Source organism: Mycobacterium sp. 852013-51886_SCH5428379 (genome assembly GCF_001665575.1).
Taxonomy (GTDB): Bacteria; Actinomycetota; Actinomycetes; order Mycobacteriales; family Mycobacteriaceae; genus Mycobacterium.
On the sequence record NZ_LZSU01000029.1, the window covers coordinates 1 to 18,037 of the forward strand.

Below are 18,037 nucleotides of genomic sequence, written 5' to 3' on the forward strand. Positions count from 1 at the left end.
CCCCGACCTGCACGGCCACCGCACCGGACACCGCCCACATCGTCGTCAACATCCTGGCCGACCCCGCCGCGATCGACGCCGCGCAGAATCTGATCGCCGACGAAGACCGCGGCCAGCAGGAGGCGCACGCCCGCCGGCAAGCCCACCCCGAGACCGAGCCGCAGGCGGAGACCGAGGCGTCGAATCCCGTTCCCTGCCCGCAGGATTCGGGAACGGCGATGCTGCCCGATGGCACCATCCTGCCCATCCCCGCACTCGCCGAAGCCCTGCGCGCCGGGGCCAGGATCAAACCGCTACCGCAGCCCGGCCCGGACCCCGAACCGCACTACCGTCCGTCGGCCAAACTCGCCGCCTTCGTGCGCGCCCGCGACCTGTTCTGCCGTTTCCCCGGCTGCGACGTCCCCGCCGCACGCTGCGACATCGACCATGTCGTGCCGTGGCCGTACGGGCCGACCCATGCGTCCAACCTGCACTGCAAATGCCGCACCCACCACCTCGGTAAAACCTTCTGGGACGGCTGGTCCAACCAACAACACCCCGACGGCACCATCATCTGGACCACCCCCGCCGGCAAGCGCTACACCACCGCCCCCGGCAGCAGACTGTTCTTCCCGCACTGGAACACCACCACCGCGCAACTCCCCCCGCTCGCGAAGCCACCACCCGACCCCGGCCGCACCGCCAAAATGCCGAAACGACGACGCACCCGCGCCGCCGAGAACACCGCACGCATCAAAGCCCAACGCGCCCACAACGCCGCCCAACGACGCGCCGCCGCGGCTCAAGCCGTCCAAGCCGCCAGAGCGCGAACCACACGGACAGAACACCCACCACCCGAACCCCAACCACTCCCCGAGTACGGCGACGACCCACCGCCGTTTTGAACCCCGCGCCAGACTCCTCGGCGCCTCCAGCGATTGGGCTGACCTAGGAACGGCTCGCCGGCGTCCGCAGTCCGAGGGCGCGACGCCCGGCCGCAGCCAGTTGGTCGCGTAGCGCGGCCTCGTCGACGTCGCCGTAATCGACGCCTGCGGCCGAGGCGATCCCGGACATGACGAGCGCTGCTTTCACCTGTCCACCCAGGCCCGGTTCGAGGTCGGCGAACACGGCCATCTGCCGTGCCACGACGTCGCCCCAATCCGTGCGAACCCGTAACAGGGCGACGACGCCGGGGTCTCCGGTGAGCAGCGGGATCAACTCGCGGTGCGCTGCGGCTAGTGCGGCATAGCCGGCGATGAGATGTTCGGCGCGAGCGCGGGCTCCGGGGCGGGCCTCGGCGGCGTCGACGAGCGCGATCACCTCGGTGATGATCGGTTCCATCACGGCGCTGAGAAGTTCGTCGCGTGTCCGGAAGTGATGGTAAATAGCGGATTTCGTCAGGCCAAGCTCATCGGAGATCATTTGCAGCGACGTTCCTGCCACGCTGTGATGCTTGAACAACTCGATCGCCGTGTCGATCAGACGCTGCCGGGTCCGCCCGCTGGATACCACTGTTTGGCCGGTCACATTTGGCACTTTACCTGACCAGTCGTACAGGTGATTGCTGTACGTTTGGTCAGGTGACGACTATCGAGGCGCTCGACTTCTTCCACGACGAAAAGCTGGTAGCCGACCCGTACCCGGTGCTGAACCAAATGCGCGAAACCAGCCCCGTCCTGCGCGAACCGGTGCACGGCGTCTTCATCGTCACCGGCTACGACGAAGCGCTGACCGTCCTCACCGACCCGGACACCTTCTCCTCCTGCAACTCCGTGACCGGCCCCATCCCCGGCTTCCCGGTCCCGCTCGACGGTCTCGACGGCGCCCGGGTCCGCGCATTGATCGACGCGCACCGCGACGAGTTGCCCTTCAGCGACCAACTCCCCTCGTTCGACGCGCCCAAGCACACCGCGCACCGCTCGCTGCTGTCCCGCCTGATCACGCCCAAACGGCTCAAGGAGAACGAGGAGTTCATGTGGACTCTCGCCGACCGGGTGCTCGACCCGTTTCTCGCGCAGGGTGGCGGCGAGTTCATCAAGCAGGTGGCCGGCACGTTCGCTCTGCTCGTCGTCGCCGACCTGCTGGGCGTCCCCGAAGAGGACCATGCCGAGCTGACCGCGCGACTCACCGGCGACATGACACTCGGCAGCACCGACGACGAGACCGTGATGGAGCACGCCCCGCTGGAGTACCTCTACACCCGTTTCACCGACTACATCGACGATCGGCGCCGGGCACCCCGCGATGACATCATGACGGGGATGGCCCTCGCGACGTTCCCCGACGGGTCGACGCCCGAGGTCATCGACGTCGTCCGCGTCGCTGCGAACCTGTTCTCCGCCGGCCAGGAGACCACCGTCCGGCTGCTGTCGACAGCGCTGAAGCTGGTTGCCGAGGACGCCGAACTCCAAGCGGCACTGCGGAATTCGCCGGACAAGCTGGCCAACTTCAACGAAGAGTGCCTGCGCTTCGAAAGCCCCATCAAGGGCGATTTCCGGTTGGCGCGCGAAGCGACGACGCTCGCCGGCGTCGACATCCCCGCGGGCGCCACCCTGATGGTCCACCTCGGTGCCGCCAACCGCGACCCCCGCCACTTCGAGAACCCGAATGTCTTCGACCCGGAGCGGGCGAACGCCCGCCGTCAGATCGGCTTCGGCCGAGGTGTGCACAGCTGCATCGGCGCACCGCTGGCGCGAGCCGAAGGCCGGGTGCTCCTACAGCGACTGCTCGAACGCACCACCGCCATCAGCATCGACCAGACGGCGCACGGACCGGTCGGCGCACGGCGCTACGACTACGTGCCGACCTACGTCCTGCGCGGCCTGACCGATCTGCACGTCATCACCCGATGAACGTCACCGTCGATGACGACCTGTGCGCGGCCACGGGGTCTGCGCGTCGGCGTGTCCGTCGGTGTTCGTGATCGCCGACGGCGGCTACGCCGAAACCACGACGAACGACGTTCCGTCCGACCTCCACCCCTCGGTGCGCGACGCCGCCGACGGGTGCCCCGAACACGCCATCCACATCAACGAGGAGCACCATGTCCACTGATTTCGACCGCAGCGGCCGCAAGGCGTTCGATCTGTCCGGCAAGGTCATCGTCGTGGTGGGTGCCGGACAGAGCCCCGGCCCCGGTATGGGCAACGGCCGCGCGATCTCCCTTCTGGCCGCGCGCCACGGCGCAGAGATCGTGGCTGTCGACCTGAACCCGGCCGCGGTGAAAGAGACCGTCGAGATGATCGTCGCCGAGGGCGGTAAGGCTTACGCCATCGAGGCCGACGTCGCCGAAAAGGACGACTGCGAGCGCATTTTCGATACCGCGATGGCCACCAGCGGTCGCGTTGACGGAATGGTGTACAGCGTGGCGACCAATCCTCCGTTCGACTTCGAGACCAACTCGATGACCGTGGAGAACTTCAACCGGGGTATCAACGTCAACATGCTGGGCTGCTACTACTGCAACCTGTTTGCAGCACAGTGCATGGAGCGCAACGACGCCGACACCGCCGGCAGCATCGTCAACATCTCGTCGATCGCCAGCGTGAAGAACGAGATCGGCCTGAACATCGGCATCATGCCCTACGCGCTGGGCAAGGCCGGACTCAACCAGATCACCGAGCTCACCGCCGTGCAGTACGCCGAGGCAGGCATCCGCGCCAACACATTGATGCTGGGACCCATCAATTCCGTGCTCGCCAACCGCGATTCACAGTCGCTGTTCGGATTGGACGCCGACGAGGCGACCGAGCGGCACAACGAGGTGGTCAAGCTGAAGATGGGCCGCGCCACCGTGTGGGAAAGTGCCTATGCCGCGGTGTATCTCCTCGCCGACGAGTCGAGGTTCATGACCGGCCAGCAGATCCGGCTGGATGGGGGCGCGACTCTGGTGCGGTAGCGGGGTCACTCGCTGCGGCGCAGGCCGCCCACCATCGACACCACCACACCGACCGCGACCAACAGCACGCCCGCGGCCAGGGTGAGGTTCAGCCAGTGGTGCAGGCTCTGTTCGGCGTGACCGACCACCACCTCGGCGATCACCCGGATGTTGCCCTCCGTCTGGGCGAGCGCGTTGACGATGTGGCGGTCCGCGATCTCCAGACCGGCCCACCCGGCCGCCCCGGCGAGTAACGCCGAAATGCCCAGCGCCGCCAGGCCTTTACCCCGCCGCCGGGTGCCGGCCAGTGTCAGCAGGGCGAAGGTCGCGGTGAGCAGCGCGACGCCGGCGCTCACCCATGGCCCCCACGTGGCGACCGCCTGCAATCGGCCGGGCCGCAGCTCCGGCGACGGTGCGGTGACCGGCACCATGAGGCTGTCGGGGACATCGAGGTCCAGATCGCCGAGGGTGGCCCGGAACGAAGAGTCCGACAGCATCGGGGCGATGTCGATCAGCCACTGGTCTCCCGACGCGCCTTGCGGCACATCGGTGAACATCCAGCGGTGCCCGATCCGATTGGCCTGGGCGAACTGGCCGGGGAAGCCGGCGTTGCTGGTGTAATCGGCCGCGACCCGCCGCACCAGGTCGGGGTTGAGGTCGTAACCCCGACCCGAGGCGAACTCGGTGAACTGCACCGTGAGCTCGTCGGCCATCGCCTCCTGCAGCCGAGGGTCAGCTGCCGCCGAGGCTGCCAGGTCCGCGTACCCCTGCTCGGAGACGATGTGCTGCTGCGTCCACACCGCGGGGACGGCGATGCCCAGCAGCAGCGTGGTCGACAGCCACAGCAGCGCTGTCAGCAGAAACCGCAACGCCGTCCTTTCGGACTACTTCGACAACCGTCGCGGGCGCAGCAGCGCCAGCTTGGTCATCATCGTGTTCATCCGTTTGAGCGCCTTGTCGGAGTTGTTGTAGTAGTTGCCGCCTGCACCGATGTTGGTGCGCGGCGCCACCACCGTCTCGATGCGGCAGTACTTGCGCAACCCTTCCTGGCCGCCGAAGCGCGCGCCGATACCCGACGCCTTCCAGCCGCCCATCGGGGCGGTGGTGCACATCAGGTTGGAGATGACGTCGTTGATGTTGACGCCACCGCAGTCGAGTTGCAGTGCAACATCTTTTGCACGCTCCAGATCCTTCGAGAACACCGATGCCGACAGCCCGTACTGGCTGTCGTTGGCCAGCCGGATCGCCTCGGCGACCGAGCTGACCTTCATGATCGGCAGCGTGGGCCCGAAGGTCTCCTCCGTCATGCACGACATCGAGTGGTCGACGTCCACCAGGACGGTCGGCTCGTAGAAGCTGCCCGAACCGGAACCGCGCTTGCCGCCGGTGAGCGCCTTGGCGCCCTTGGCGATCGCGTCCTCGACGTGGCGTTCGGTCACCGAGACCTGACCGTCGTCGATCATGGCGCCGAAGTGGTTGCCGTCACCGGCGCCGACCTTGAGGTTGCGTACCGCGCGCACCACCGCATCGACGAACTGCTGGTAGACCGCCTCGAGCACGTAGACGCGCTCGACGGACACACAGGTCTGCCCGGCGTTGAACATCGCACCCCACACCGCGGCGTTCGCGGCGAGATCGATGTCGGCGTCCTCGAGCACGATCATCGGGTCCTTGCCGCCCAGCTCGAGGCTCACCGGGGTGAGGCGGCGGGCGGCGCGTTCCATCACCTTGGCGCCGGTGGCCGACGAACCGGTGAACTGGATGAAGTCGGAATTGTCGATGACGGCTTCCGACACCTCGCGGGCACCCTGCACCAGCGCGAGCACCTCCGGTGCGCCGGACTCCTGCCAGCCGCGCAGCAGCAGTTCGGCGGTCAGCGGCGTGCGCTCCGACGGCTTGAGCAGTACCGCGCAGCCGGCGGCGAGCGCGCTGATGGCGTCCATCAGCGCGTTGGCGACCGGGTAGTTCCAGGGCGCGATGATGCCGACGACCGGGCGCGGGCGGTAGTGGACGGTGACCTTCTTGATCGACAGGAACGGCAGCGACGCCGGGCGGGTGTCCGGGGCGAGGGCCTTCTCCATGGTTCGCACGTAGTAGGAGGTGATCATCAGGATCAGCGGCACCTCCTGGGCCGCGTCGACGGCGGACTTGCCCGTCTCCTTGATCAGCATCTCTTCGATCTCGTCGCGGTGCTCGCCGAGCCAGACGGCATAGCGGGCCAGCACCTTGGCGCGGCCGGCCGCGCCGCGTGCTTCCCACTCGCGCTGCGCGGTGCGTAGGCCGGTCGCGATCCGGGCTACGTCATCGGGCGCGGTCCAGCGCACCGTGCCGGCGACGGCGCCGGTGGCGGGGTTGTGGATGGTGTTCGTATCGGTCGCGTGAACGTCGGGCGTCGCGGTCATGCCTTCATGTTAACCGCCCCGTGTGACCCAGGTCGCAGCGGGTTTGACACCTGTCAAGAACTGCGGCGCGGGGGGTCCGCGACCCGGGCGCCCACCGCGACGATCGCCGTCCCGAGCAGCACCGCGCCGACGGTATCGGTGAAGTAGTGGTAGGTGGTGCCGACGGCGTACATCCCCGCCGCGATGACCACCGCGGCGAGGGCGAGCAGCCATCCGTCGACCCCGGTCACGAGTACGACCATGCCGACCGTGACCACCAGCGCGGTGATGTGCCCGCTGGGATACGCCAGTGCGCCCTCGAGTTCACGTCCGAACAAGCGCTTGAGCCCCTGGGCAGCGGCGATGCCGACAAGCGGACAGATCGCCACCACCGCGGCCAGCCGCCACCGACGCCGCGACAGGGCGACTCCGCAGGCCACGGCGAGCGCCGCGATCAGGACGCGCGTGTCGGTCACCCGGAGCAGCCATTCGGGGCCGTCGACCGCCAGCAACCGGTCGTCGAGGCGGGTCCCCCCACGTCCGACGGCCCACCCCAGCGCGAACACTCCCGCCAGGGCGACGGCCGGCCACCACCGCAGCAGAGCCCGCCGCGTCAGCGGGCGATACCCCGCGCGTAGGCGGCCTGACCGAGATGCTGTGCGCAGTCGTCGACGATGCTGACCAGGCGGGCGCTCGCGGTCACCGGCGGATCCCAGTTCTCGTCGACGATCTGGGCCAGATCGTCGGGGGTGACGGAGGCGACGTATTCGAGCGTCAGCTTGTGCACCGCGTGGTAGTAGCCGGCGAGCAGATCCGCCGAGACCTGGACCTTGGCGACGTCGTCGGTGCTGTGCCCGTATCCGGTGTCGTCGGTGGGCAGGTCGAGATCGAAGCGCTCGACCCAGCCGTCCCGGGTCCACACCTGCTCGACACCGGCGATGTCGCTGAGCTGCGCATCCTGCACCCGCGCGCTGTGCCACAGCAGCCAAGCGATGCTGTTCGCGGACGCGGTGGGCCGATACAGCGCGACCTCGTCGGTCAGATCGTCGGTCAGTTGGTCGACGTGCTCGATGAGCCTGGTGAACGAGTCGCGCAGGAGTTCGCGGGCCGCAGCCCCATCCGAGTCAGCCATACCGAAAACCTACCCGGCGTCAGCCCTGCGGACCCCCGCCGTGGAACACGGCCTCGACGTTGTTGCCGTCGGGATCTCGGACGAACGCCCCGTAGTACTTCTCGTGATACTCGGGCCACAGCCGCGGCTCGTGCAGGGGTTCGGCGCCCAGCGCCAGCGCGGTGCGGAAGAACGCCTGCACGCTCTCGGGATCCTTGGCGGCGAACGCGACGTGGATCTCCCGGTTGGGCCCCGCGGCGCCCCCGGCCGTCATGTCGGCGATCCAGAAGTCGGGATGACCCTCGGTGCCGTATCCGATCGCGACACCGAAGTCCATCTGGCGGGTGAAACCCAGAACGCCGAGCACCTTGTCGTAGAACTGCGCCGAGGCGGCGAAGTCCGCGCAGTTGATTCCGAAGTGATCGATCATCGGCTCATCGTAAGTTCGAGGTATGACATTTGATCTGGTGATTCGCCGCGGAACCATCGTCGACGGTCTGGGCGGTGAACCGTTCGTCGCCGACGTCGCCGTCCGGGACGGGGTGATCGCCGAGATCGGCACGGTCGCGGGCACCGGCGCCCGCGAGATCGACGCCGCGGGGCTGCTCGTCACGCCGGGGTTCGTGGATCTGCACACCCACTACGACGGGCAGGCGATCTGGTCGGACCGGATGACGCCGTCGTCGGCGCACGGGGTGACGACGGCGGTGATGGGCAACTGCGGCGTCGGCTTTGCCCCGTGCCGCCGCGAAGACCACGACGTGCTGGTCGACGTGATGGCCGGGGTCGAGGACATCCCCGATGTGGTCATGGTCGACGGGCTGCCGTGGGACTGGGAGACGTTCCCGGAGTATCTCGACGCGGTGGAGTCGAGACCCAGAGACATCGATGTGGCCGCCTACCTCCCGCACTCGCCGCTACGGGTGTACACGATGGGACAGCGCGGCGCCGACCGGGAACCGGCACGGCCCGAGGATCTGGACCGGATGCGGGCGCTGGCCAAGGAGGCGGTCGAGGCCGGCGCGTTGGGCTTCGCCTCCTCCCGGTTCGCGTTGCACAAGACCTCGAGCGGATCGCCCATCCCCACCTACGACGCCGATCACGCCGAGATCGCCGCGATCGCCGCCGGTGTCGCCGAAGGCGGCGGCGGGCTCATCCAGTTCGTGCCCGACATCCCGGCCGGCGGTTACGAGACCGTGCTCCAGAAGGTGTTCGAGGTCGCGACGGATGCCGGCCTGCCCGTGACGTTCTCGCTGCTGACCGGCAATGTCGGCGAACCGATGTGGCCGCAGGCGATGAATCTCGTCGAGAAGTTCAATTCTCATGCAGCCCAGGGTGATCCGCGGATCACCGCGCAGATGTTCCCCCGGCCGATCGGCATGGTGATCGGCCTGGAGTTGAGCGGCAACCCGTTCGTCATGTATCCGAGCTATCAGGAGATCGCCGGACTCCCGCTCGCCGACCGCGTCGCAGAGATGCGCAAACCCGAGGTCCGCCAACGCATCCTGAACGACCAGCCGGCGTCCGACGGACATCCGCTGATGTTCATGGTGCAGGCCTGGAACTGGATCTTCCCGCTCGGCGACGACCCGAACTATGAACCCGATCCGTCGACATCCATCGCAGCCCTGGCAGCGGCCCGCGGGGTCAGCCCCGCCGAGGAGGCCTACGACCGGCTACTCGAGGACGACGGCCACGCCATGCTGCTGGTGGCTCTGGGCAACTTCCAGGACAACTCTCTGGACACCGTCGGTGCGCTGATGCGCCGCGACGACGTGGTGCTGGGCCTCGGCGACGGGGGTGCCCACTACGGGATGGTATGCGACGCAAGCTTTCCCACGTTCCTGCTCACGCACTGGACCCGTGACCGCGCGACCGGACGGCTCTCGGTGGCCGAGGCGGTGCGCGAACTGACCTCGGCACCCGCCCGCGTCGCGGGCCTGGCCGACCGCGGCCGGATCGCCGTCGGCTACAAGGCCGACCTCAACGTCATCGACCACGCCGCCTTGAAACTGCACAAACCCGTCGTCGCCCGCGATCTGCCGGCCGGCGGGAAGCGTCTGGACCAGACCGCCGACGGTTACGTCGCCACGGTGGTCAGCGGCGTCGTGATCGCCGAACGCGGTGTACCGACCGACGCGCGACCCGGCAAGCTGGTGCGGGGCAGGCAGCCGGAGCCCGTTGCGTGACGCGCGTTCCCCCGCTGGCGCCACCGTGGAGCGAGGCCGACGCCGCCGAGATCCACAGCTGGGGCCACCCGGACCGCACCTACGAGCCGCTGCTGCTGGTGCGCTGCCTGCAACGCCATCCGAAGCTGGCCCACCGGCTGCGCAAGATGGGCGAGTCGCTCTACACCGACGCCCGACTGCCGGCGCGGCTGCGCACGATCGCGATCCTGCGGACATGTGCGTTGGTGAAGTGTGAATACGAGTGGGGTGGGCAGGCCGCGTTCTGGGGTCCGATCGCCGGGGTCACCGACGACGAGTGCGACGCGCTGGTGACCGGGGCCGCCGCGAATTGGTCTGTCTCCGAGGCTGTTCTGATCGACGCGGTCGACGAGCTGGAGCGGACGGGATCCTGGTCGAGCGACACGTGGGACGCGCTCGGCGTCGATCTGGACGACGAGCAGCGGATGGAACTGCTGATCGCCGTCGGCTGGTACCGGACGGTCTGCACGCTGTGCAACGGGCTGGCGCTGCCGGTCGAGGGCTGGATGCGGCCCTGGCCGTCAGCGGGGTGAGCGGCGGTCCCGACGTAGGGCGGGGTGCCGGCTGACCAGCAGCGGCAGCAGCAGCCGCTTGGGGATCACCTGCATCAGCAGCGTGCTGAGCTGGTTCTGCACACCGGGTATCGCGATGCCGGTGTCGTTCGCAAGCGCGTCAACGCCGGTCCTGGCCACCTCGCGCGACGGCATCCAGAGGAACTTGGGAAACGCTGCGGAAAAGGTCTTCTCGTCCATGCCGGCGGCGTCGAGGAATTCGGTGCGCACCGGGCCGGGGCAGAGTGTTGCGACCGTGACGCCGGTGCCGGCCAGTTCGGCCCGCACTCCCTCGGTGTAGGTGTGTACGAACGTCTTGGTGGCCGCGTAGCCGGACTGTCCCGGGAAGGGATGGAATCCGGCGGTCGAACCGACGTTGAGGATCGCCCCGCGGCCGCGCGGGACCATCTGCTGGGCGGCGCGGGTGGTGAGGTCGATGACCGCCTCCACGTTCACGCGCACCTGGGCGATCTCGTCGGCCACCGGCGATGTGACCAGAGACCCGATGGTGCCGATACCGGCGTTGTTGACCAGGATCTCGACGGTGAGGCCGCGATCGGCGACCTCGTCGAACAGCTGAGCGCGGGCGTCGGGGTCGGCGACGTCGCAGACGACGACTTCGGCGCGGACCTTCTCGCCCAGTTCCGCGGCGAGGGTCTGCAACTTGTCGGCGCGGCGGGCTACGAGGGTGACGCCGTGGCCGCGGGCGGCGAGTTCACGGGCGAGATCGGCGCCGATGCCCGACGACGCGCCGGTGACGATCGCGGTGGTTGTCGGCGACGGGGCGGGAAGCGGCATGGTCTCCGAAACTACGCCGTAGCCTCACCGCATGAGCGTGAAGGTCGATCTGGACAAGCTTGCCGACACCTTGGCCGACTACGGCCTCGCCTATCTCATCACCGTCGGCGATGACTTTCGGGCACACACCGTGGCTGTCGTCCCGGTCTTCGGACACGGTGCATTCACCATCGGGCCACTCGGCAACACCACCCGCCGCAATGCCGCCGCGCACACCGAGGTCACCCTGGTGTGGCCGCCGCGGGAGCCGACGGGCTACTCATTGATCGTGGACGGCACCGCCGAGGTCACCGAGGACGGAATGCGACTCACACCCAACCGCGCCGTCCTGCACCGCAGCCCCGACGGGGTGCACGACTGTGTGTCGCTGAAGGGCTGAGTCATCCACAGGTCGCCACCCCGGGGTCTGTCGTCTGCCGCCTGTCGTCGGTTGGGATGGACCGGTGGCCGGCAACGCGCATCTGCTCGCGGCGAACGGCGGGGTGCTGTCCACCGCTCAACTGCGGGCGGCCGGCATGAACACGAAGGCTTGGCAGCAGATTCGCCGGGGTTGGTATGCAGGCCAGTCGGCTCATCCGCAGGTCGTCCGCGCGGTCGCCGCCGGAGGCGTCATGGGGTGCGTTTCGGCGTTGCGCTTCTGCCGGGTGTGGGTTCCCGACTCAACGCTGCACATCCGGTACTCGGAGCGGGCTCGCCGGTCCCGCCCCGGAATCCGGTCCTGCCACCCGTACCGGTTGGATCCGCCCATCGTCGGCGCCGTCGACCCGATCGACATCGCGGTCGCCTCGGCGGCGAACTGCCTCGACGCCGAGGGCCTCGTGATCGTCCTGGACTCAATGCTGAATCAGCGAATGGTCGAGATGGTCGATGTGAGGTCGATCGTTGCGGCATCGCGCTTCGCGCACCTCGATCTCGCCGAGCGATGCGACGCCGAGAGCGAGTCGGGTACCGAGACGATCATCCGGCTACGGCTGCGAGCGCTCGGGATAAACCTACGGACCCAGGTGAGCATTCCGGCGGTGGGACGGGTCGACTTCCTGGTGGGCGATCGGCTCATCATCGAGGCCGACAGCCGCGAGCATCACCTACCCAAGTACCAGTCCGACCGGACGAGGGACCGAGTGGCCGGCGGCCTGGGGTTCCTGGTGATTCGATTGACCTATGAGGACGTCGTCTACCGCTGGGACATCGTGGTCGCCGACATTCTGTCGATTGTCCGGCGGCGTGGGCATCGCGGTCCGATCGCAATGTCGGGCTGACAGCCTCGTCATGCACATATATCCATGACGGCGCTGTCAGGCCGACATTGCGAAAGGCCCGGCCTGCCGAAGCAGACCGGGCCTTCCGAAAAACCAGGACTTAGAAGTCCATACCGCCCATGCCACCGGTCGGGTCGCCCGCGGGTGCGGCCGACTTCTCCGGCTTGTCGGCGACGACGGCCTCGGTGGTGAGGAACAGCGCCGCGATCGAGGCTGCGTTCTGCAGCGCCGAGCGGGTGACCTTCACCGGGTCGGCGACACCGGCCTTGAGCAGGTCCTCGTACTCACCGGTCGCGGCGTTGAGGCCGGTGCCGGCGGGCGAGTTGGTGACCTTCTCGGCGACAACGCCGGGCTCGAGCCCACCGTTGAAGGCGATCTGCTTCAGCGGAGCCGACAGCGCCACGCGAACGATGTTCGCGCCGGTCGCCTCGTCACCGGTGAGGTTCAGCTCGTCCAGCGACGGAGCCGACTGCAGCAGAGCGACGCCGCCACCGGCGACGATGCCCTCTTCGACAGCCGCCTTGGCGTTGCGCACGGCGTCCTCGATGCGGTGCTTGCGCTCCTTGAGCTCCACCTCGGTGGCAGCGCCGGCCTTGATCACCGCAACACCGCCGGCCAGCTTGGCCAGGCGCTCCTGCAGCTTCTCGCGGTCGTAGTCGGAGTCGCTGTTCTCGATCTCGGCACGGATCTGAGCCACGCGGCCGGCGATGGCGTCGGTGTCACCGGCGCCCTCGACGATGGTGGTCTCGTCCTTGGTCACGACGACCTTGCGGGCCTGGCCCAGCAGCGAGACGTCGGCGGTCTCGAGCGACAGACCGACCTCTTCGCTGACGACCTGGCCACCGGTGAGGATCGCCATGTCCTGCAGCATCGCCTTGCGGCGGTCACCGAAGCCCGGGGCCTTGACGGCGACGGACTTGAAGGTGCCGCGGATCTTGTTGACCACCAGGGTCGACAGGGCCTCGCCCTCGACGTCCTCGGCGATGATCAGCAGCGGCTTACCGGCCTGGATGACCTTCTCCAGCAGCGGCAGCAGGTCCTTGACGGTCGAGATCTTCGAGCTGACCAGGAGGATGTACGGATCCTCGAGGACCGCTTCCTGACGCTCGGCGTCGGTCACGAAGTAACCCGAGATGTAGCCCTTGTCGAAGCGCATACCCTCGGTGAGCTCCAGCTGCAGGCCGAAGGTGTTGGACTCCTCGACGGTGATGACACCCTCGTTGCCGACCTTGTCCATGGCCTCGGCGATCAGGTCGCCGATGGACTGGTCACCGGCGGAGATACCGGCGGTGGCAGCGATCTGCTCCTTGGTCTCCACCTCCTTGGCGGACTTCAGCAGCGTCTCGGTGACCTTCTCGACGGCCTTCTCGATGCCGCGCTTCAGGCCGAGCGGGTTTGCGCCGGCGGCCACGTTGCGCAGACCCTCGCGCACGAGCGCCTGAGCCAGAACGGTGGCGGTGGTGGTGCCGTCGCCTGCGACGTCATCAGTCTTCTTGGCGACCTCTTTGACCAGCTCAGCGCCGATCTTCTCGTACGGGTCCTCCAGCTCGATCTCCTTGGCGATGGACACACCATCGTTGGTGATCGTGGGGGCGCCCCACTTCTTCTCCAGGACGACGTTGCGGCCCTTGGGGCCCAGCGTCACCTTGACGGCGTCGGCGAGGCTGTTGAGGCCCCGCTCGAGGCCGCGACGGGCCTCTTCGTCATACGCAATTGTCTTGGCCATTGCGAAGTGTTCCTCCGGATTGCGGATGCACGTTCTTGTTGGCCGGGCCCAGTGCCCGCGACGGACGACCTGGGCTGTGCTCGCAGAACTTGCGGCCCCGGTCTCACCGTCCCGACCTAGCACTCACCGGTCGCGAGTGCCAACTGCATTTCTAGCACTCGACCAGGGCGAGTGCAAGGTCACCCGGGCTCGGACGGCCGGGGACGCAGACCGTCGGCGATCACCGCGGCGAGCCGGTCCGCCACACCCTCACCGTGGCGCTGCGAAGCCTTGCACATCGTCAGCAGCACCTTGACTTCGGCGACGCCGATGTCGGTCCGCACCGTGCCGGCCTGCTGACCCGCCGCGAGCAGGTCGGTCAGCACACCGAGGAAAGCCGCCTCGGCCCCAGGCGCGGCGGTGTCCATGTCGACGCCGTAGCCGGCCATCGCCTCCACCATGCCGTGGTCGACGGAGCCGGTGCGCACCGCGTCGTACAGGAACTCGAACAACGCCGTCGTCGGATCCGCCGCCAGCTGCGCGCGGGCCTTGTCGACGATGCTGCGCACCCGGTCCTCGATGACCGCTTCGAACAGCGACTCCTTGGTCGGGAAGTGCCGGTAGACGGTGCCGGGACCGACTCCGGCGCGACGCGCTATCTCGTCGATGGGCACGCCGGGCCCCTGCTCGGCGAACAGATCGTAGGCGACCTCCAGCACGCGGGCGCGGTTGCGCGCCGCGTCCGCTCGCAGCGGCCGGTCCGTACCCATTGCCCCTCCTCGGTAGTTGGCAGGAGCGTCGGTTCCGTACAGTGGGATCAACCGGGGCGCACGCTCCGTTTCATGCTCTCACACGTCGAGGAAGGCCTCCCCACATGGCGCAGTGGACCACCGCAGACATCCCCGATCAGGCCGGCCGCACCGCGGTGATCACCGGCGCCAACACCGGCCTCGGCCTGGAGACCGCGAAAGCGCTGGCCGCGCAGGGCGCGCATGTCGTCCTTGCCGTGCGCGACACCGAGAAGGGCAAGCGCGCCGCCGACCAGATCACCACTGCCCACCCCGGCGCCGCGCTCACCGTGCAGAGCCTCGACCTCGGCGCTCTGCGGTCGGTGCACGCGGCGGCCGAGGCACTCAACGCGCAGTTTCCGCGCATCGACCTGCTGATCAACAACGCGGGGGTGATGTACCCGCCGAAGCAGAGCACCGAGGACGGCTTCGAGCTCCAGTTCGGCACCAACCACCTCGGGCACTTCGCGCTCACCGGACTCCTGCTGGAGAACCTGCTCGCCGTCCCGGGGTCTCGCGTGGTGACGGTCAGCAGCACCGGACACCGCATCCTCGCGTCCATCCACTTCGACGATCTGCAGTGGGAGCGCAGCTACAACCGGGTGGCCGCCTACGGACAGTCCAAGCTCGCGAACCTGCTGTTCACCTACGAGCTGCAGCGTCGCCTGCACACCGACGACCCGATCGCGGTCGCCGCGCATCCCGGGGTGTCCGGCACCGAGCTGATGCGGCACCTCCCGTCCGTGATCGATCCGCTGATCCCGCTGGTCACGCAGAGCGCGGCGATGGGAGCGCTGCCGACCCTGCGGGCCGCCACCGATCTCGCGGTCCGGGGCGGGCAGTACTACGGGCCGGACGGACTCGGCGGAATCCGTGGATATCCGAAGCTGGTCGGCTCCAGCGCGCAGTCCCACGACGAGGCATTGGCGCGGCGGCTGTGGAAGGTCTCCGAAGAACTCACTGGAGTGGTGTTCCCGCTCTAGGCTCGATCCTGTGTCTCTGGTGGTTCCGCCGTACCCCCCGCCCCGCTACACCGCCGACGAACCCGAGGTCAGCGCGTCGCTCAAGCGCGGTCATGAGCCGCCCGACTACGACGCCTTCGGTCTGGTGCAGTACCACTACTTGGTGGGTACCGGGCCAACCATGCAGGCGACCGGCGGTGACTACGGCCTGTTCCGCGTCCAGATCGCGCCGCGCGGCGGCGGACCGGGCCCGCACTTCCACCGGGCGATGTCGGAGGCCTTCTTCGTCCTGTCGGGCACGATCCGGCTCTACGACGGCGAGAACTGGGCCGACGGCAACCAGAACGACTTCCTCTACATCCCGCCAGGCGGCATCCACGGCTTCCGCAACGAATCCGATCAACCGGCGTCGCTGCTGATGCTGTTCGCTCCGGGCGCACCCCGCGAGCACTATTTCGAAGGGTTGGCCCAGCTCGGCGAGATGACTGACGACGAACGCCGGGAGTGGTTCGTCAAGAACGACAACTTCTTCGTCTAGACACGCAGCGCGGGGACACGCCGGGCGAGTGTGCGCTCGCGTAACCGACTGCCCTAGACTGCATTCCGGTCGGAAGGAGGTCGTGGGTGCGGGCTGACGCGGCGCCCAGCACCCAGGCGTTACGGGGCTGGCAACGACGAGCGCTGGTCAAGTACCTGACCGCCAAGCCCCGCGATTTCCTCGCCGTGGCCACCCCCGGCTCCGGTAAGACCACGTTCGCGCTGCGTATTGTCGCCGAACTGCTGGCCGAGGGCACCGTCGAGACGGTCACCGTCGTCGTCCCCACCGAACACCTGAAGATCCAGTGGGCGCAGGCCGCCGCCCGGCACGGCATCGCGCTGGACCCGAGGTTCTCGAACTCCAATTCGCAGACGTCGGCGGAGTACCACGGCGTGGTGGTGACCTACGCCCAGGTCGCCAGCCATCCGACGCGCCACCGGGTGCGCACCGAGAACCGCAAGACCCTCGTCGTGTTCGACGAGATCCACCACGGCGGTGACGCCAAGAGCTGGGGCGACGCCATCCGCGAGGCGTTCGACGACGCGACGCGCCGGCTCGCGCTGACCGGGACGCCGTTCCGCAGCGACGACAGCGCCATCCCCTTCGTCACCTACGAACCCGGCCCCGATGGGCTCGCCCGCTCCCGGGCCGACCACACCTACGGCTACAGCGACGCCCTCGCCGACGGGGTGGTCCGGCCGGTGATGTTCATGGCCTACTCCGGCGAGGCCCGCTGGCGCGACAGCGCGGGCGAAGAGCACGCCGCACGGCTGGGCGAACCGCTCACCGCAGAGCAGACCGCCCGTGCGTGGAAGACGGCGCTCGACCCGAACGGCGAATGGATGCCCGCCGTCATCGCCGCGGCGGACAAGCGGCTGCAGGGTCTGCGCCAGCACGTCCCCGACGCCGGCGGCATGATCATCGCCTCCGACCAGACCACCGCCCGCGCGTACGCCGAGTTGCTGGTGAAGATCACCGGTGAGGCGCCGACCGTCGTGTTGTCCGACGACAAGGGCGCCTCGGAGCGGATCTCGCAGTACTCGGCCGACACGTCGCGGTGGCTGGTCGCGGTGCGCATGGTCTCCGAAGGGGTCGACGTCCCGCGGTTGGCGGTGGGCGTCTACGCCACCAGTGCCTCCACGCCGCTGTTCTTCGCCCAGGCGATCGGCCGGTTCGTGCGCTCCCGGCGCCCCGGCGAGACGGCCAGCATCTTCCTTCCGTCCGTGCCGAATCTGCTGATGCTGGCCAGCGAGATGGAAGCCCAGCGCAACCACATCCTGGGCAAACCGCACCGCGAGACGCTCGACGATCCGCTCGACGCGGAGCTGGCCGAACAGAAGCGCGACGAACCCGGCGAGGAGGAGAACAAGATCACCTACCTCGGCGCCGACGCCGAACTCGACCAGGTGATCTTCGACGGCTCGTCGTTCGGGACCGCGACCCCGGCCGGAAGCGACGAGGAGGCCGACTATCTGGGTATCCCGGGTCTCCTCGACGCCGCATCGATGCGAGATCTGTTGCGCCGCAGGCAGGAAGAGCAACTCACCAAGCGCACGGCCTCCGGTGGGCCGCCGCCCGCGACGCCGTACGGGCAGCTGCGGGATCTGCGTCGCGAACTCAACACCCTGGTGTCGCTGGCGCACCACCGCACCGGGAAGTCGCACGGTGCGATCCACAACGAGCTTCGCCGCATCTGCGGCGGCCCGCCCGTCGCCGCCGCGACGTCGGATCAGTTGCAGGCCCGAATCGTGGCGGTACGTTCACTGAAGGCGTGACGCCTCAAGGTTTTTGCCCATGTAAGCACCGGTTCTGACAGGTCTGTTGCTGTGCGGGTCCGGCGACTACAGTCGGTCCCACGCGCAACCGCAGCGCGGCGGAGCG

19 protein-coding genes and 1 pseudogene are annotated in these 18,037 nt (G+C 68.3%); 11 read left to right on the forward strand and 9 right to left on the reverse strand.

What is annotated here, in order from left to right; genetic code table 11:
• Window positions 1-884: pseudogene (locus A5757_RS23435) on the forward strand (hypothetical protein); the annotation flags it as partial.
• Window positions 885-927: 43 nt separating this feature from the next.
• On the opposite strand, the gene A5757_RS11995 reads toward A5757_RS23435, so the two are convergent.
• Window positions 928-1,506, reverse strand: coding sequence for a TetR/AcrR family transcriptional regulator (locus A5757_RS11995; protein WP_066833696.1), 579 nt, complete (start codon window positions 1,504-1,506; stop codon window positions 928-930).
• Between the two features lie 53 nt (window positions 1,507-1,559).
• On the opposite strand from A5757_RS11995, the gene A5757_RS12000 reads away from it, so the two are divergent.
• Genes A5757_RS12000 through A5757_RS12010 form a run of 3 tightly spaced genes read left to right on the forward strand, consistent with a single transcriptional unit; the run spans window position 1,560 to window position 3,877 of the window.
• Window positions 1,560-2,831, forward strand: coding sequence for a cytochrome P450 (locus A5757_RS12000; RefSeq protein WP_066833699.1), 1,272 nt, complete (start codon window positions 1,560-1,562; stop codon window positions 2,829-2,831).
• A gap of 22 nt (window positions 2,832-2,853) precedes the next feature.
• Window positions 2,854-3,033 carry a ferredoxin gene (locus tag A5757_RS12005; RefSeq protein ID WP_369815937.1) on the forward strand — a complete coding sequence of 60 codons (180 nt, stop codon included), beginning with the start codon at window positions 2,854-2,856 and terminating at the stop codon, window positions 3,031-3,033.
• Window positions 3,023-3,877, forward strand: a complete 855-nt coding sequence (locus A5757_RS12010; protein ID WP_066833702.1) for an SDR family NAD(P)-dependent oxidoreductase — start codon at window positions 3,023-3,025, stop codon at window positions 3,875-3,877. The genes A5757_RS12005 and A5757_RS12010 overlap by 11 nt, the downstream gene beginning before the upstream one ends.
• A gap of 5 nt (window positions 3,878-3,882) precedes the next feature.
• Here A5757_RS12010 and A5757_RS12015 read toward each other — a convergent pair whose 3' ends face one another.
• From A5757_RS12015 to A5757_RS12035, 5 genes are read right to left on the reverse strand one after another with little or no spacing between them, the layout of a single operon-like run.
• A complete protein-coding gene (locus A5757_RS12015; protein WP_066833704.1) occupies window positions 3,883-4,725 on the reverse strand; it encodes a hypothetical protein in 843 nt (280 codons plus the stop codon).
• 15 nt (window positions 4,726-4,740) lie between these two features.
• The gene (locus tag A5757_RS12020) at window positions 4,741-6,258 is read right to left on the reverse strand and encodes an aldehyde dehydrogenase family protein (RefSeq protein WP_066833707.1); all 1,518 of its coding nucleotides are present in this window, start codon (window positions 6,256-6,258) and stop codon (window positions 4,741-4,743) included.
• A 53-nt stretch (window positions 6,259-6,311) separates the two neighbouring features.
• Complete coding sequence (locus A5757_RS12025) at window positions 6,312-6,803, reverse strand: PA-phosphatase (RefSeq protein WP_231983964.1); 492 nt, start codon at window positions 6,801-6,803, stop codon at window positions 6,312-6,314.
• A gap of 47 nt (window positions 6,804-6,850) precedes the next feature.
• The gene (locus A5757_RS12030) at window positions 6,851-7,369 is read right to left on the reverse strand and encodes a mycothiol transferase (protein ID WP_066833710.1); all 519 of its coding nucleotides are present in this window, start codon (window positions 7,367-7,369) and stop codon (window positions 6,851-6,853) included.
• Between the two features lie 19 nt (window positions 7,370-7,388).
• Entirely contained in the window at window positions 7,389-7,778 is a 390-nt protein-coding gene (locus A5757_RS12035; protein ID WP_066833713.1) for a VOC family protein, read from the reverse strand.
• Window positions 7,779-7,800: 22 nt separating this feature from the next.
• Between A5757_RS12035 and A5757_RS12040 the strand changes: the two genes are divergently transcribed.
• Together A5757_RS12040 and A5757_RS12045 are read left to right on the forward strand one after the other, a co-directional pair.
• Complete coding sequence (locus tag A5757_RS12040; RefSeq protein WP_066833720.1) at window positions 7,801-9,537, forward strand: amidohydrolase family protein; 1,737 nt, start codon at window positions 7,801-7,803, stop codon at window positions 9,535-9,537.
• Complete coding sequence (locus tag A5757_RS12045; protein WP_066833723.1) at window positions 9,534-10,088, forward strand: carboxymuconolactone decarboxylase family protein; 555 nt, start codon at window positions 9,534-9,536, stop codon at window positions 10,086-10,088. The genes A5757_RS12040 and A5757_RS12045 overlap by 4 nt, the downstream gene beginning before the upstream one ends.
• On the opposite strand, the gene A5757_RS12050 is transcribed toward A5757_RS12045, so the two are convergent.
• Window positions 10,077-10,904, reverse strand: a complete 828-nt coding sequence (locus tag A5757_RS12050; protein ID WP_066833726.1) for an SDR family oxidoreductase — start codon at window positions 10,902-10,904, stop codon at window positions 10,077-10,079. The two genes, A5757_RS12045 and A5757_RS12050, sit on opposite strands and share 12 nt — an antisense overlap.
• A gap of 31 nt (window positions 10,905-10,935) precedes the next feature.
• On the opposite strand from A5757_RS12050, the gene A5757_RS12055 reads away from it, so the two are divergent.
• Together A5757_RS12055 and A5757_RS12060 are read left to right on the forward strand one after the other, a co-directional pair.
• The gene (locus A5757_RS12055; protein WP_066833729.1) at window positions 10,936-11,283 is read left to right on the forward strand and encodes a hypothetical protein; all 348 of its coding nucleotides are present in this window, start codon (window positions 10,936-10,938) and stop codon (window positions 11,281-11,283) included.
• Between the two features lie 64 nt (window positions 11,284-11,347).
• Window positions 11,348-12,163 carry an endonuclease domain-containing protein gene (locus A5757_RS12060; RefSeq protein WP_066833732.1) on the forward strand — a complete coding sequence of 272 codons (816 nt, stop codon included), beginning with the start codon at window positions 11,348-11,350 and terminating at the stop codon, window positions 12,161-12,163.
• Window positions 12,164-12,263: 100 nt separating this feature from the next.
• On the opposite strand, the gene groL is transcribed toward A5757_RS12060, so the two are convergent.
• Together groL and A5757_RS12070 are read right to left on the reverse strand one after the other, a co-directional pair.
• Window positions 12,264-13,889, reverse strand: coding sequence for a chaperonin GroEL (groL, locus tag A5757_RS12065; RefSeq protein ID WP_066833735.1), 1,626 nt, complete (start codon window positions 13,887-13,889; stop codon window positions 12,264-12,266).
• A 179-nt stretch (window positions 13,890-14,068) separates the two neighbouring features.
• Entirely contained in the window at window positions 14,069-14,638 is a 570-nt protein-coding gene (locus A5757_RS12070) for a TetR/AcrR family transcriptional regulator (protein WP_066833737.1), read from the reverse strand.
• Window positions 14,639-14,742: 104 nt separating this feature from the next.
• Here A5757_RS12070 and A5757_RS12075 point away from each other — a divergent pair, with 104 nt between their 5' ends.
• From A5757_RS12075 to A5757_RS12085, 3 genes are all read left to right on the forward strand, one after another.
• Entirely contained in the window at window positions 14,743-15,639 is an 897-nt protein-coding gene (locus A5757_RS12075) for an SDR family NAD(P)-dependent oxidoreductase (protein WP_066833740.1), read from the forward strand.
• Window positions 15,640-15,649: 10 nt separating this feature from the next.
• Window positions 15,650-16,156 (forward strand): cupin domain-containing protein, encoded by a 507-nt coding sequence (locus A5757_RS12080; protein ID WP_066833742.1) that lies wholly within the window; start codon window positions 15,650-15,652, stop codon window positions 16,154-16,156.
• Window positions 16,157-16,242: 86 nt separating this feature from the next.
• Window positions 16,243-17,931 carry a DEAD/DEAH box helicase gene (locus A5757_RS12085; RefSeq protein ID WP_066833745.1) on the forward strand — a complete coding sequence of 563 codons (1,689 nt, stop codon included), beginning with the start codon at window positions 16,243-16,245 and terminating at the stop codon, window positions 17,929-17,931.
• The last annotated feature ends 106 nt before the right edge of the window (window positions 17,932-18,037 follow it).